The organism is Acidovorax sp. (assembly GCF_046291265.1).
Taxonomy (GTDB): Bacteria; Pseudomonadota; Gammaproteobacteria; order Burkholderiales; family Burkholderiaceae_C; genus Acidovorax.
In genome coordinates, this window is record NZ_JBKBTV010000056.1 from 17,816 (window position 1) to 33,116 (window position 15,301).

General features: G+C 65.0%; 12 protein-coding genes. 5 read left to right on the top strand and 7 right to left on the bottom strand.

What is annotated here, in order from left to right; all coding sequences use genetic code 11:
• Positions 1-67: 67 nt before the first annotated feature.
• The 3 genes from tadA to ACK41V_RS18270 form a co-directional block, all read right to left on the bottom strand.
• Entirely contained in the window at positions 68-1,459 is a 1,392-nt protein-coding gene (tadA, locus tag ACK41V_RS18260; protein ID WP_409784357.1) for a tRNA adenosine(34) deaminase TadA, read from the bottom strand.
• A gap of 64 nt (positions 1,460-1,523) precedes the next feature.
• Entirely contained in the window at positions 1,524-1,772 is a 249-nt protein-coding gene (locus tag ACK41V_RS18265) for a hypothetical protein (protein WP_409784359.1), read from the bottom strand.
• A gap of 106 nt (positions 1,773-1,878) precedes the next feature.
• Positions 1,879-3,036, bottom strand: a complete 1,158-nt coding sequence (locus ACK41V_RS18270; RefSeq protein ID WP_409784361.1) for a branched-chain amino acid ABC transporter substrate-binding protein — start codon at positions 3,034-3,036, stop codon at positions 1,879-1,881.
• 218 nt (positions 3,037-3,254) lie between these two features.
• Here ACK41V_RS18270 and ACK41V_RS18275 point away from each other — a divergent pair, with 218 nt between their 5' ends.
• A complete protein-coding gene (locus ACK41V_RS18275) occupies positions 3,255-5,258 on the top strand; it encodes a peptidase U32 family protein (protein WP_409784362.1) in 2,004 nt (667 codons plus the stop codon).
• Between the two features lie 37 nt (positions 5,259-5,295).
• Complete coding sequence (locus tag ACK41V_RS18280) at positions 5,296-7,965, top strand: cation-translocating P-type ATPase (protein ID WP_409784364.1); 2,670 nt, start codon at positions 5,296-5,298, stop codon at positions 7,963-7,965.
• 151 nt (positions 7,966-8,116) lie between these two features.
• Here ACK41V_RS18280 and egtB read toward each other — a convergent pair whose 3' ends face one another.
• Positions 8,117-9,376 (bottom strand): ergothioneine biosynthesis protein EgtB, encoded by a 1,260-nt coding sequence (gene egtB / locus ACK41V_RS18285; protein WP_409784376.1) that lies wholly within the window; start codon positions 9,374-9,376, stop codon positions 8,117-8,119.
• A 15-nt stretch (positions 9,377-9,391) separates the two neighbouring features.
• The gene (egtD, locus tag ACK41V_RS18290) at positions 9,392-10,318 is read right to left on the bottom strand and encodes an L-histidine N(alpha)-methyltransferase (RefSeq protein ID WP_409784365.1); all 927 of its coding nucleotides are present in this window, start codon (positions 10,316-10,318) and stop codon (positions 9,392-9,394) included.
• A 460-nt stretch (positions 10,319-10,778) separates the two neighbouring features.
• Between egtD and ACK41V_RS18295 the strand changes: the two genes are divergently transcribed.
• Both ACK41V_RS18295 and ACK41V_RS18300 read left to right on the top strand, forming a co-directional pair.
• Positions 10,779-11,369 (top strand): intradiol ring-cleavage dioxygenase, encoded by a 591-nt coding sequence (locus ACK41V_RS18295; RefSeq protein ID WP_409784378.1) that lies wholly within the window; start codon positions 10,779-10,781, stop codon positions 11,367-11,369.
• A 146-nt stretch (positions 11,370-11,515) separates the two neighbouring features.
• Positions 11,516-12,541 carry a metal-dependent hydrolase gene (locus ACK41V_RS18300; protein WP_409784367.1) on the top strand — a complete coding sequence of 342 codons (1,026 nt, stop codon included), beginning with the start codon at positions 11,516-11,518 and terminating at the stop codon, positions 12,539-12,541.
• Positions 12,542-12,607: 66 nt separating this feature from the next.
• Here ACK41V_RS18300 and ACK41V_RS18305 read toward each other — a convergent pair whose 3' ends face one another.
• The gene (locus ACK41V_RS18305) at positions 12,608-13,198 is read right to left on the bottom strand and encodes an OmpW/AlkL family protein (RefSeq protein WP_409784368.1); all 591 of its coding nucleotides are present in this window, start codon (positions 13,196-13,198) and stop codon (positions 12,608-12,610) included.
• A 133-nt stretch (positions 13,199-13,331) separates the two neighbouring features.
• A complete protein-coding gene (locus ACK41V_RS18310; RefSeq protein WP_409784370.1) occupies positions 13,332-14,321 on the bottom strand; it encodes a DUF808 domain-containing protein in 990 nt (329 codons plus the stop codon).
• Between the two features lie 238 nt (positions 14,322-14,559).
• Between ACK41V_RS18310 and ACK41V_RS18315 the strand changes: the two genes are divergently transcribed.
• Positions 14,560-15,282 carry a class I SAM-dependent methyltransferase gene (locus tag ACK41V_RS18315; protein WP_409784371.1) on the top strand — a complete coding sequence of 241 codons (723 nt, stop codon included), beginning with the start codon at positions 14,560-14,562 and terminating at the stop codon, positions 15,280-15,282.
• Positions 15,283-15,301 lie beyond the last annotated feature (19 nt).

A 15,301-nucleotide genomic window follows, 5' to 3' on the forward strand; every position in this document is an offset into this window, starting at 1 on the left:
CCGCCGGGGGCCTGCTCCATAAACAGGGGGATGACCGGCGCTGGATGCGAAAGCACCCGGCCGGATGTCAGTGCGCGAAGTATTCCACAGCCTGTGCGGCAATGGCCTCGCCGTGCTCCTGCACAAAGTGGCCCGCCTGGGGCAGCACCACCGGCTCCGGACAACCGCGGATCACCTGCTGCAGCGCCCGCATCGTAGGCAGGCCCAGCACGGGGTCTTGCGCGCCCACCACCATCAGGCTGCGGCCCTGCCACTGGTGCTGCCAGAAATGGCGGGCCTCACGCGACAAGGCGGCGCCGGGGTCATCCGTGGCGGCTGGCACGCGTTCGGGAAACGCCCGCAGGGCGGCACGGTAGCCGCGATCAGGAAAAGGCGCGTCGTAGGCCGCGCACTCGGCTTCGGTCAGGTGCGGGTTGCCGCGCGCCAGCAGGCGCCCTACTCCAAACAGCGGCTTGTCGCGGCACATCGCACGCCAATCGACAAACCCGGCGGGCAACGGCGCATCGCCTGTCGTCAGCAACGTGTTCATCACCAGCAAGCCGTCAAAACGCTCTGGCATCGCCATGGGCAGGGTCAAGCCCAGAATCCCGCCCCAGTCCTGCACCACCAACACGGTGTTGCGCAGATCCAGCCGGTCGATCAACTCCAGCAGCGTCTGCCGGTGCCAGTCAAACTGGTGCACGCCCTCTTTCTTGGGCTTGTCGCTTTTGCCAAAGCCGATCAGGTCGGGCGCCACCACGCGATCGCCCGCTGCCAAAAATGGGGGCAGCATGCGCCGGTACAGATAGCTCCAGGCAGGATTGCCGTGCAGGCACAGCCAGGTGCGTGAAGCATTCCGGGGGCCTTCGTCGAGGGTGTGTAAGCGCAAGCCCGCCAGGGCGGGCAAGTCGCTGATGTAGTGGGGCGCCCACGGGTAGCCGGGCAACGTGGCAAACGCCGCATCGGGCGAGCGCAAGGCGTCGTCGCGCAAAGGGTGGCGGGCCAGGGCCTCGGCGCGCTGTTGGTGACGGCGCTGGCGAAAAAAATCGCTCAGCAGGGCGCCACATTCTTCCGCCAGCACCCCACCCAACACCTCCGTCTGGTGGTTCAGTTCGGCATGCCCAAACAGGTTAAGCACCGAACCCGCCGCACCCGTTTTGGGCTCTGCCGCGCCGTACACCACACGCGCCAACCGCGCATGCAGCATGGCGCCGCTGCACATGGCGCAGGGTTCCAGCGTGACGTACAGGCTGCAGCCGTCCAGACGGTAGTTGCCCAACCGCTGCGATGCCGCGCGCAGGGCCACGATCTCGGCATGGGCCGTGGGGTCGTGGCCTTCGACCGGGGCGTTGCGGCCCGTGGCGATGATCTGGCCGTCCTTGACCACGATGGCGCCCACGGGCACCTCGCCAGCGCTGGCGGCAGCTTGCGCCTCGGCCAGGGCCAGGCGCATCCAGTGCGTATCGTCGTCAGCGGTCATTACTACTCAATTGATAGCTGGTAGCGCTTTATGGATAAGCGCCAGAGGCCAATTTGACCAATATTTATTTGCCTTCATCCGGCATGGGGCGGGCCTGCTGCATCAAGGCGTCCATCTGCTGCTTGACCTGCTGCTGCACCTGTTGGCTCTGGTCACGGACCGATCCAGTGGGTGCGGATGCGGGAGCGGCAGCGCCCGGGGCTGTCTGCAGTGCGGGCACCGCAGTGCGCGTGGCAGACATCTGTTTTTTCACCAGCACGCCCACCACAGCCAGCGCCACCACCAGCCCGACCAAACCAAACATTGCACGCATGTTTTTGCTCCTTGCCGGGCGCCACGGCCCATTTGCTACGGGCTGACTGTATCAATGAAAACGGCCGCCCCAGGCGGCCGTCGGAAGCAACGCAGCAGAGACAGCGTCAGTTCAACGCCACGCGGCTGCCGTCCTTGAAGGTGTACAGCGTCACAGCGGGTGTCGTCAGCTCACCCTTGGCGGTGAAGGCAATGTTGGCCGTCACGCCCTTGTATTCGGTCTTGGCGATCAAGGGGCCAAACACTTTGGGGTCTACTGAATTGGCGCGCTTCATCGCGTCGGCCAACACCATCGCCGCGTCATAGGCATACGGGCTGTAGATCTGGAACTGGCCCGGAAACTTGGCGTCGTAGCGCTTCTTCCAGTCAGCGCCGCCCTGCATCTTGTCGACCGACGCGCCGCCCGTGGCGCAGGTCACGTTCTTCAGGGCCGGTGTCTTGCCCGACAACTCGGGCAGCTTTTCGGTGCACAGCGCGTCGCCGCCGAAATACTTCACGTTGCCCAAGCCCAGCTGTTCCATCTGGCGCAGCATGGGGCCGGCCTGGGCATCCAGGCCGCCGTAGAAGATCGCGTCAGGCTTCTTGTTCTTGATGGACGTGAGGATGGCCATAAAGTCGGTGGCCTTGTCGTTGGTGAACTCCTCCGCCACCACTTTCAAGCCCTTTTGTTGCGCCGTGGCCTTGAACACCGAGGCCACGCCCTGGCCATAGGCCGTGCGGTCATCAATGATGGCCACGCTCTTGAGTTTGAGGTGGTCGGCGCCAAACAGCGCCAGCGCCGCGCCCAGCGCGTTGTCGTTGGCAATCAGGCGAAAGGTGGTCTTGTGGCCGGGCTTGGTCAGATCAGGGTTGGAGGCCGACGCCGTGATGTGCGGCAGATCGCACTTGGCGTAAACGGCCGATGCCGGGATCGACGTGCCCGACTGCAGGTGCCCCACCACGCCTGCCACCTTCTGGTCGCACAGCTTTTGCGCCACGGCTGTGGCCTGGCGCGGGTCGCCTGCGTCGTCTTCGGCCGCAATTTCGAACTTGATCTTCTTGCCGCCGATGACGAGGTTCTGGGCGTTGAGGTCGTCAATCGCCAGGCGCACGCCGTTTTCGGTGTCCTTGCCGATGTGGGCGATGCCGCCGGACACAGGGCCCGCGTGGGCGATCTTGACGGTTTGCACGTCCTGGGCGGTGGCGCTGGCAGCGGCCAGCGAGCAGGCCGCCAATACAGCAGCGGTAGACAACGAAAAACGAAATGTCGAAGAAGGACGCAGCACGGTAAAAGTCTCCAGATTCGGTGAAAGCAAATCCACAACGCACCAACTTGGGGCATTGCGAGGCTCGCATCCTAGCCACCAAAGCCGTTCCATTCCGCAAACTGCTATGCAAACTTAGCAATTTGCCGAGTCATTAAAGTGGCTAATGGAACTTGGGGTGCTCTGAAACTTTTAATCCGCACTCCATGCTGCGGGGCGCGCTGGAATAATCACGCCCCATGTCTCTCTTGCCCCACCAGCTCGAACTGCTCTCGCCCGCGCGCGACGCCGACATTGGCATCGAAGCGATCAACCACGGCGCAGACGCCGTCTACATCGGCGGCCCCGCGTTTGGCGCACGCGCCAGCGCGGGCAACGACATCCGGGACATCGAGCGCCTGGTGAAACACGCGCACCGCTTCAACAGCCGCATCTTCATTACCCTGAACACCATCCTGCGCGACGACGAGCTGGAGGCCGCGCGCCAGATGGCCTGGCAGGTGTACAAGGCCGGAGCCGACGCCCTCATCATCCAGGACATGGGCCTGCTCGAAATCGATCTGCCGCCCATCCAACTGCACGCCAGCACACAGACCGACATCCGCACACCCGAGAAAGCGCGCTTTCTGCAGGACGCGGGCCTGTCGCAGATCGTGCTGGCGCGCGAGCTGACGGTCCAGCAGATCGCCGCCGTGCACAAGGCGCTGGGGCCGGTGGATGCGCCGGGCCGCGCCAACATCGAGTTCTTCATCCACGGCGCACTGTGTGTAGCCTACAGCGGCCAGTGCAACATCAGCCATGCGCAGACAGGCCGCAGCGCCAACCGCGGCGACTGCAGCCAGGCCTGCCGCCTGCCCTACCAGGTCACCGATGCGCAGGGCCGCTTCATTGCACACGACAAGCATGTGCTCTCCATGAAGGACAACAACCAGAGCGACAACCTGCGCGCGCTCATCGACGCCGGCGTGCGCAGCTTCAAGATCGAGGGGCGCTACAAGGACATGGGCTACGTGAAGAACATCACCGCCCACTACCGCACGCTCATCGACGAGATCCTGGAAGAGCGCGAGAGCGCGGGCCGGCCGCTGTCGCGCTCGTCCAGCGGCGCCACCACCTTCACCTTCACGCCCGACCCGTTGCAGAACTTCAACCGCGAGTTCACCGACTACTTCGTGACCGGTCGTAAGGAAGACATCGGCGCCTTTGACAGCCCCAAGAACCCCGGCCAGGCCATCGGCTGGGTGACCAAGGTGGGCCCTGACTTTGTGGAGCTGGAAGTGAGCGACCCCGCCACCGTGCTGCACAACGGCGACGGCCTGTGCTACTACGACTTGCACAAGGAGCTGATCGGCATGGCCATCAACGTGGCCGAGCCGGTTTCGTCCCGCAGCGTGGGTCAGTGGCGCGTGTACCCCAAAGACCCGATGGAGGGTTTCAAGGACCTGCGCAAGGGCACCGAAGTCAACCGCAACCGCGACATGGACTGGGTGCGCACGCTGGAGAAAAAATCCAGCGACCGCCGCATCGGCCTGTGGGTGCACCTGAGCGAGACGCCTACTGGCTTCAGCCTGATGCTGACGGACGAAGACGGCAATGTGGGCTGCGCCGACGTGCAGCACACCCACCAGGCAGCCACCGACACCGCCAAGGCCGAGGCCAGCCTGCGCGAGCAATTGGGCCGCTTTGGCACCAGCATCTTTGCGGTGCACGACATTGCACTGTTGCTGTCCGAGCCCTGGTTTGTGCCCGCCTCCGTGCTCAACGCGCTGCGCCGCGACGCGCTGGCCGACTTGGAAGCGAACCGCGCGCGCAACTTCGAGCGCCTGCAGCGCGCCACTCCCGTCGAACCGCCCGCGCCCTACCCCGACGACACGCTGAGCTTTCTGGGCAACGTGTTCAACCACAAGGCGCACGACTTTTATGTGCGCCACGGCGTGAAGGTGATCGATGCAGCCTATGAGGCGCACGAGGAAGAAGGCGAAGTCAGCCTCATGATCACCAAACACTGTGTGCGCTTTTCGATGAGCCTGTGCCCCAAACAGGCTAAGGGCGTGACGGGCGTGCAGGGCACGATCAAAGCCGAACCCTTGATGTTGATCAATGGCAAGGAGAAGCTGACCTTGCGCTTTGATTGCAAGCCCTGTGAAATGCATGTGGTGGGCAAGATCAAGCGCCAGGTGCTGAACCAGGCCAAGGAAACACCCCTCACCTTCTACAAAGCCCGGCCGCACAGCGCCTCCTGACGGCCCCGCATGCGGCCGCCGCCCACCGGATTGCCGCATGTCCCCTGCCAACTCCCCCCACCTGCACCCCACTGATGCGGTCGCACAGGCCCACGGCGTCGACCCCGATGCGGGTCTGCATGCCGACGAAGCCCTGCGCCGCAGTGCCACCCACGGCGCCAACGAGCTGGTAGCGACGCAGGGCCGCACCTGGGTGCATCTGCTGGCCGAGCAGTTCCAAGATTTCATGGTGCTGGTGCTGCTGGGCGCGGCCGTCATCTCGGGTCTGGTGGGTGAGCTGACCGACACGCTGGTGATCCTGGTCATCGTGGTGCTCAACGCGGTGATCGGTTTTGTGCAGGCCTGGCGCGCCGACCAGGCCATGGCCGCGCTGCGGCAGCTCGCAGCGGCGCACGCCACCGTGCTGCGCAACGGCACGGTGCAGGTGGTACCCACCAGCGTGCTCGTGCCGGGCGACATCGTGCTGCTGGAGGCAGGCAACCAGATCCCGGCCGACCTGCGGCTGATCGAGATTGCACAACTGCAGGTGGATGAATCTGCTCTCACCGGCGAATCCGTCACGGTGGCCAAACAGACCGGGGCACTGGCCGCCCCCGACGTGGGCGCTTTGGGCGACCAGACCAACATGGCCTTCAAGGGCACCACGGCCACCCACGGCCGGGCGCGTGGGCTGGTGGTGGCCACCGGCATGCACACCCAACTGGGCAAGGTGGCATCGCTGCTGGACACCACTGACCGCAGCACCCCGCTGCAGTTGCGCCTGGCCGCATTCGGCAAGCGCCTGGCCATTGCGGTGCTGGGCATCTGTGTCGTGATTTTTGGGGTGGGCGTGTTGCGCGGCGAACCCCCGTTGCTGATGGCTCTGACCGCCATCAGCCTGGCCGTGGCCGCCATCCCCGAGGCGCTGCCTGCCGTGGTGACCGTGTTGCTGGCCCTGGGCGCACGCCGCATGGTGGCGGTGAACGCGCTGGTGCGCAGATTGCCGTCGGTCGAAACGCTGGGCTCGGTCACCACCATCTGTTCGGACAAGACCGGCACCCTCACCCAAAACCGCATGCACGCCGAGCTGCTGATCGCCCACGGCGTGCGCTGGGTGCCCGGCGACCCCCTGCCCGGCCCCACCCACGCCGAGGCCCTGCGCGCCGCCGCGCTGTGCAATGACGCTACGCTCCAGGCCAAAGACGATGGCGGACAACCCGGCACCCACTGGCAGGGCGACCCCACCGAAACCGCGCTGGTACTGGCCGCGCACGCGGGCGGTCTGGACAAGGCCCAGCTGGACACCACCCAGCCCCGTGTGCAAGAGCAGCCCTTTGACTCCGACCGCAAGCGCATGACCACGTTTCACCGCGATGCCCACGGCTTTGTGGCCTACACCAAGGGCGCGCCGGAATCCGTGCTTTCCCGCTGCACTGGCACCTGGAGCCCTGAAGGCACGACAACGCTCGACCCCACCGCCGTGCTGGCCATCGCCAACACGCTCGCCGCGCAGGGCCTGCGCGTGCTGGCCCTGGCCCGCCGCAGCCACACGCGCCTGCCCGACACCAACCACATCGACGCGGTAGAAAACCAGCTGGAGCTGCTGGGCCTGATCGCCCTCATCGACCCACCCCGCGCCGAGGCCCAGGCGGCTGTGCGCGACTGCATCAGCGCGGGCATCACGCCGGTGATGATCACCGGCGACCATCCCGCCACCGCACGCGCCATTGCGCACCGCCTGGGCATCGTGGCGAGCGCCGAGGCTCCCGTGCTGACCGGTGCCGACTTGGCCACCCTGGACGACGCCAGCTTGCGCGCCCGTGTGGAGCACGTGCAGGTCTACGCCCGTGTGGACCCGGCGCAGAAGATCCGCATCGTCGAAGCGCTGCAGGCCCAAGGCCACTTTGTGGCCATGACAGGCGACGGCGTGAACGATGCCCCGGCCCTGAAGCGCGCCGACATCGGAATTGCCATGGGCAAGGGCGGCACCGACGTGGCGCGCGAGGCATCCAGCCTGGTGCTGCTGGACGACAACTTCGCCACCATCGTCGCCGCCGTGCGCGAAGGCCGCCGCATTTACGACAACATCCGCAAGTTTGTGCGCTATGCGATGACGGGTAACTCGGGCGAGGTCTGGACGATCTTTCTGGCCCCGCTGCTGCTGCTGCCCATCCCGCTGCTGCCCATCCACATCCTGTGGGTCAACCTGGTGACCGACGGCCTGCCTGGACTGGCGCTGGCGGCCGAACCGGCCGAGCGCGGCATCATGCAGCGCCCGCCCCGCGCGCCCACCGAGAGCCTGTTTGCCCACGGCATGTGGCAGCACATTCTGGGCGTGGGCCTGCTCATTGGCGGGCTGTGCCTGGGCGTGCAGGCCTGGGCAATACACACCGGCCACGCGCACTGGCAGACCATGGTGTTCACCGTGCTCACGCTGGCGCAGATGGCACACGTGCTCGCCATCCGCTCTGAATCGGAGTCCATCTGGCGCCTGGGCCTGCTGAGCAATCGCCCGTTGCTGGGCGCCGTGGCGCTGACGTTTGGACTGCAGATGGCCACCATTTATGTACCCTGGCTCAACCCCATCTTCAAAACCGCGCCGCTGAGTCTGGGCGAACTGGGCATTTGTATTGCGGCGGCGCTGGTGGTGCTGGTAGTGGTTGAGGTGGAAAAAGCCTGGCGTCGCAACCACCAGATACAAGGTCGCCCAGACGAACCTGCAGCCTGAGCACATGCAAGCAGCCCGCAGAACCTCGTGAGTGAAAATATTTAGATGTTTTAGGCCTCTAGCGCTTATCCATCAAGCGCTAGTAGCTATCATTTTTATAAATCACCAACAGCAGACTCCAGCAAGCGGGTGCAGCTGCTCGCTTTCCGCCCTACAGATTCCGCGCCAGCCGGATGCCCGTGAACTGCCAGCGCGCCGTGGCCGGAAAGAAGTTGCGGTAGGTGATGCGCTCATGCCCCGGCGGGGTGGCGCTGGAGCTGCCGCGCAGTACGTACTGGTTGACCATGAACTTGCCGTTGTATTCGCCCACTGCCCCATCCGCCACGCGAAAGCCCGGGTAGGCCGCGTAGCTGGACTGTGTCCACTGCCAGGCCGCGCCAAACCACTGGACCATCTCCGGGGTGTCTGGGTCGGCCATCACTTCGGCTGCGGGGTATGACGAATTGGGCGGCACGCCCAGGGCCTGTTGCGCGGCGTGCTCCCACTCGGCTTCGGTGGGCAGGCGGGCGCCCATCCAGCGGGCGTAGGCATCGGCTTCGTAGTACGACAGGTGCACAGCGGGCTGCGCGCCGTCCAGCGGCTGCAGGCCGGTCAAGGTGAACGCGTGCCAGGCGCCGTCCACCCGTTGCCAGTAAAGCGGGTGCTCCAGGCCTTGTGCTGTGCGCCAGTCCCAGCCTTCTGCCAGCCACAGGGCGGGGTTCTGGTAGCCGCCACCCTCTACAAATGCGGCCATTTCAGCGTTGGTGACCAGGCGCGAAGCCAGCGCGTAGGGGTGCAGGTACACGCGGTGGCGCGGGCTTTCATTGTCAAACGCGAAACCGCCGCCTTCGTGGCCAATGTCAGTCAGGCCGTTCTCAAAAGATTGCCACGCCAGCGCAGAAGGCGCCGCAGGCATCACCAAGGCAGTCTGCTGGTAGGCGGGCCACAGCGGGTTGCACGACAGCAGGTGCTTGACATCGGTGACCAGCAACTCCTGGTGCTGTTGCTCGTGCTGAAGACCCAGCTCGATCAAGGCACACAGCGCCGGGTTGTTCAGCACGGTGGGCAACAGCCGCGCCATGCGCGCATCCACATTGGCGCGGTAGGCCAGCACTTCATCCAGCGCGGGGCGCGTGAGCAGGCCACGCTGCGGGCGCGGGTGTTTGGCGCCCACGCCGTTGTAGTACGAGTTGAACAGCACCCGGAACGCGGGTTGAAATGGCGCAAAGCCCGGCTCGTGCGCTTCCAGCACAAAGGTTTCAAAAAACCAGGTGGTGTGGGCCAGGTGCCATTTGGCCGGGCTGGCATCGGGCATGGACTGCGCCGCGCAGTCTTCTGCCGACAGGGGCGCCACCAGAGCCACCGAACGGCTGCGCACGGCGTGAAAGCGGGCCAGCAGTTCAGGGGCAAACAGGGGTGCGGGGGCGGTCATTGGCATGGGCAATCCTCAAGGCCTGGCATGCACCACGGCAAACCAGCCCCGCTCATCGGTCCATGCCTCGGCCTGTGCAAAACCCGCGCGCGCCAGCATGTCGATGAACACGGGCAGCGGGTATTTGTAGCTGTTTTCGGTGTGGATGCGCTCGCCTTGTTCAAACGCGCGCCCGCCGCCCGGCCAGCGCACCTGCGCATCGGCCAGTGCCTCCAGGTGCATCTCGATGCGTGACGCGTCGGCATTGAAAAACGCGCGGTGCTGCCACTGCGCCACATCAAAGTCGCTGCCGATCAGGCGGTTGACGTGGCGCAGCACATTGCGATTGAACTCGGCCGTCACACCCGCTGCGTCGTCGTAGGCGGCTTCCAGCACCGTCACGTCCTTGGGCAGGTCGATGCCGATCAGCAGGCCGCCGTCATCGTCGATCAGCTCGCGCATGTGCGCCAGCAACGCCAGCGCATGCGGAGGGTCAAAGTTGCCAATGGACGAGCCCGGGTAGAACACCAGGCGCCCTGTGCGGGGAATGTCTGCGGGCAACTGCACGCCCTGGGTCATGTCGCCGCCCACGGCACGTGCGTCCAGCCACGGCAAGTCGTCGCTCAGAGCCGCCACGGCCTCTTGCAAATAGTCGGCCGAAATGTCCACCCCCACAAAACACGCAGGCTGTACCAGCTGGCACAGCGTGCGGGCCTTTTGGCAACTGCCCGCGCCCAGCTCGATCAGCGTGCGCCCCGTGCCGACCGAACGCGCAATGTCGGTCGCATGCTGCTGCATGAGGGCGTTTTCGGTGCGGGTGGGGTAATACTCGGGCAGCTGGGTGATGGCCTCGAACAGGCGTGACCCCTGCTGGTCGTAAAAATACTTGGGGGAGATGCTGGCGGGGCTTTGGCTCAGCCCCTGCGTGATGTCTGTGTGGTCAGTGTGGCGGGTCAATGGCATGGATGGTTGAAGCGTCTGGCGCGGCGGGCCGCGGGTTCAGGCATGGGCACCGCGCCCCGCCGCCATCCGGCCATTGTGCGACGACCCGGGGGATCCGTGTGTAGGTCAAGTCCCAAAACCCCTGGCCGGGACTTCAACGCCCCATTTCATTCGCTTCTCTGCCAAAAAACCCCTCTCTGCCGCCGCCTGTTGCGGCGACAACCAGGCGCGGCGCGCGAGCCAGTGCGATCATTGCCCGCTGCCGCCCTCCCCGCGCGCTCCCATCCAATCGCAGCATGGACGGCACTTTGCCCGATGCCCAAGCTCCAACCCCGTTTTGCAGGAGTGAACGATGCCCCGTCCCATCCCACCGCCAGCTTGCAACACGTGCCCGGATCTGACCCGGGCCATCCCCAGCCACCGCGCTACCAACGGCACCAGCACTACCAGTGGAACGCGGCGCACTGTGTTGCAGCGCTCCCTGTGGGGCGCCGCGTGGGTGGCAGCACCTGCGCTGGTGCACCCGGCACTGGCGCAGGCGCGCCTGTTGCCCACCCCGCGCCAGACCGAGGGGCCTTACTACCCTGTGGCGCTGCCGGCTGACAGCGATGGCGATCTGCTGCGCAATGGCACGCTGCAATACGCCCAGGGCCAACCCGTGTGGGTAGAGGGCCGGGTAACCGACACGGCGGGCGTGCCCCTGGCCGGCGGCGTGGTGGAAATCTGGCAATGTGATGCCGACGGGCGCTACCACCATCCGGGGGATGGCAACAAGGCGGCCCCCAGTTTTCAGGGCTTTGGCCGGGTGACCTTGGGCCGCGATGGCCGCTACCGGTTTCGCACCATCCGCCCGGCACCCTACACGGGCCGCACGCCCCACATCCACTTCAAGGTGCGCCTGCCGCAGCGCGAGCTGCTGACCACCCAGATGTATGTCGCAGGCGACCCCGGCAATGCGCGCGACTTTTTATGGAACAACCTGAGCGAGGCGGGCCGCGCTGCGTTGACCGTGCCGTTCACCCCGTCCAGCGATGGACCGCGGGCGGAGTTTGCGTTGGTGGTGCAGGCTTGAATGCAAGGTTGGCAACCCACTACGACGCACCTTTGGGCGCCGCTGGCGCGACGCATGCTGTAAATCGCTGCATCGCAAGCCGTCATCGCTCTGTCATCCTCCTCCCGCCTTGACCTAGCTCCCCACAACCAACTACCTTTTTATCCATGGATTCCGTCAGTCAACTGGTACTGGGCGCCGCTGTTGCCATCTCCACCCTGGGGCGCCGTACCGCCCTTTGGAAAGCCGCGCTGTGGGGCGGCATCGCGGGCACACTGCCCGATCTGGATGCGCTCATCAACCACGGAGACGCCATTTTGAACATGGTGCTGCACCGGTCCGAGAGCCATTCGCTGTTCTATCTGACCGCGCTGTCGGTGCCGCTGGCGTGGGCGGTGTCGCGCCTGCACGGGGAGCCCCACCTGCTCACCCGCTGGTGGCTGGCACTGTGGCTGGCGCTCATCACACACCCGCTGCTGGACTGGATGACGGTGTACGGCACGCAGTTGCTGCTGCCTTTCACCAACTTCCCCTATGCGGTGGGCAGCGTGTTCATCATCGACCCGCTGTACACCGTGCCGCTGCTGGTGGGCGTCTTGGCCGCATTGCTGTTGCGCCGCAGTCGCGGTCTGGCCTGGGCCCGCACCGGGCTGGGGGTGAGCACGGTCTACCTGGCGTGGAGTGTGGTGGCCCAGCACCAGGCCGTGAACCAGATCATGGCGTCTCCGCCTGAACCCCACCTGCAGCCCCACCAGCTGCTGGTCACACCAGCGCCTTTCAACACGCTGTTGTGGCGCGCGTTGGCGGTCACGCCCACCCACTATTACGAGGGCTACACCTCCCTAATGGACGGCGGTCGGCCCGTGCGGTGGACCCAACACCCGCGCGGTGCAGACCTGTACACCCAACATCAGGCCAGTCCCTTGGTGGACCGCGTGGCGCGTTTCAGCCACGGGTTCTTCAAGATGTCTGAAGCAGGCGGTGAAGTCTTCATTACCGACCTGCGCATGGGCAACGAACCCACCTACACCTTCCACTTCAATCTGGGCCCCGCGGCACAGATCGCGGCGGGTCGACACATCACCACCCAGCAATGGCAGCGGCCAGACCTGGCCACCGCCCTGCCGTGGTTGTGGGAGCGCATGTGGGGGCGGGATGTGACGCTGCCAAGCGCATCCCGGCCGGTCCAATAAAAAAGGGGCTGGCGCAAACGCCAGCCCCTTTGCCTTGGAAGAACGCTCGCTACGAGCCCAATGGGCTCAGAACCGCCAGCCCAGCCCCAAGCCCACCAGAACGGGATCGACCTTGAAAGTGCCCAGCTTGGCGCCACCCGCCGTGACATCGGTTTTGATATAGACCTTCTTCACGTCGAAGTTGAGGTACAGGTTCTTGGCCAGCGGAATGTCTACGCCCACCTGCAGCGCGGGGCCGAAGCTGTTGCGGTCGATGTCCACACCAGCGGGCAGCTTCACGCTGGAGAACCGTGTGTAGTTCAGGCCCGCACCCACATAAGGCTTGAAGCCGGGTGCATCAAAGTGGTACTGCAGCAAAAGTGCAGGCGGCAGGTGCTTGAGCGAACCAATGGCCGTGCCCGAAGCGCTCAGAGTCTGCTTTTGCGGCACCGTAAGGATCAATTCGGCTGCCACGTTCTTGTTGAAGAAGTACGTGATATCGACTTCAGGAAGCGTCTTGTCGTTGATGGTCAGGCCCAGCGGCGTGCTGTCCTTGTTGGCGCTGTTCAAGTGCACCGCACGTGCACGGACCATCCAGGGGCCTTCAGCCTGTTGCGCCAGGGCAGCGCCGGACGTCAGGGCACACAGAACGGCGACAGCCAGCAGATTTTTTTTCATGGTGATTTCGCATCGGTTGGACGGGGACGACCCCCGTGCATGCATTGAACCGCTGCGGTCACCTACCGGCCTTGCCCTAACGCAAACCCTTGGTATTAACCCTTGGATCTACATCAAGGATTGCCCACCAGTGTCAGTGGGCGGTGGACTTGCCGCGCAGGCGCTTTATCAGCATCACGCCAGCCAACACCAAACCACCCACCACAATGCCCACCACCGCGTTCAGCAGGTTGGGGACCAGCACCTCCCACAGCGGGCCCACGGGCCACTGCGCAGACGCCGCACCCGCAGCCTCGACCCAGTGGTGAACGGCTGGCACACCGTGCACCAAAATCCCGCCGCCCACCAAGAACATTGCCGCGGTGCCCGCAATCGACAGGCCCTTCATGAGCCAGGGCGCCGCCCGCAGAATGCCGGAGCCAATGGCGCGCGCCACGCTGCTGGCCTTGCTGTTGAGCCACAGGCCCAGGTCGTCCAGCTTGACAATGCCCGCCACCAGCCCGTACACGCCCACCGTCATGATGAGCGCAATGCTCGACAACACGGCCACTTGCTGCGCAAAAGGCGCTGTGGCCACTGTGCCCAAGGTGATGGCAATGATTTCTGCCGACAGGATGAAGTCGGTGCGCACGGCGCCCTTGATCTTGTCTTTTTCGAAAGCCACCAAATCCACAGCCGGGTTGGCATTGGCCAAAACCCGGCTTTCGTGCTCGGCGGCGTCCTCATGCGGTGCATGCAAGAACTTGTGGGCGATTTTTTCGAACCCTTCAAAACACAAAAAGGCACCGCCCACCATCAGCAGCGGAGTCACCGCCCACGGCGCAAACGTGCCGATCAGCAGCGCGGCGGGCACCAGAATGAGCTTGTTGATGGCCGAGCCTTTGCACACGGCCCACACCACCGGTATCTCGCGGTCAGCGCGCACCCCAGAAACCTGCTGGGCGTTGAGCGCCAGGTCATCCCCCAGAACCCCCGCGGTTTTCTGGGCTGCGACCTTGGTCATCACCGACACATCGTCCGCCATGGCCGCACTCTTTTTGGCCGCAACTTTGGTCATGAGGGCCACGTCATCGAGGATGGTGGCGATATCGTCCAACAGGGCAAGCAGGCTGCCAGAGGCCATGGGAATTCCTTGGGGTTGATTGGGGAGGCACTGCAGTGTGCCGTCCGGTGTGCGCGCGACTATAGCAATACCCGGACGATACCCGGGCCGCCGAAGTTGCCCGCCTGCGCTGGCCATGGCCCGCCGCTGAATGCAGCTGGCGGCAAGGCAGCACCACCCGCAAAGCGCATACTCGCGCCCTCACCCATCATTCCGGGGTCCCTAGAGGCAGCTCTTGAAAGGGCTTCACGCCCGAGCCATGCCTGGCTACCTCACCAAACAAGAAGACGTCGCCGTCGTCGGCGCAGCCGACCTCATCATCCGCTCGCTGCTGGACAAACAACAATTCCATGATCCGCTGGGCGAGGCCGAAGCCCTGGGAATTTCCTCTGCCACCTGGCCATTGTTTGGCTTGCTGTGGCCCTCGGCAGCCCACCTGGCGCAGCGCATGGCCAGCCGTCCGCTACTGGTCGGTGAACGGGTGCTGGAAATTGGCTGTGGCCTGGGGCTGGCCAGCCTGGTGTGCCACCGCCGCGGCATCGACATCACCGCCAGCGACTGCCATCCGCTGGCCCGGCAGTTTCTGCAAGAAAACGTGCGCCTGAACGGCATGACGCCGCTCAAATACTGCACCGGCCAGTGGGGCGCGCAGGGAGAGGCGGGCCCCGAGGTGCAGACCAATGGGAAGACGGAGGAGTTGGAGAGCGCGGTACAAGGCCATTTCGATCTCATCGTGGGCAGCGACGTGCTGTACGAACGCGACGCCCGGGCGACCCTGGCCAGCTTTCTGGACCGCCACGCCGCCAGCGGCGCACAGATCTGGATCGTGGACCCCAACCGGGGCAACCGCACCACTTTTCACAAACAGATGGCCGCCCACCGGTTTGAGGTGGTGGAAGAACGCCTGGACCAGCCCGCCCTTGGCAAAGTGGCCGCCTACAAAGGGCGACTGATGGTGTACGAGCGGCCCGTCTTGGGCTGAGCACCAACGAAAAAAGGCC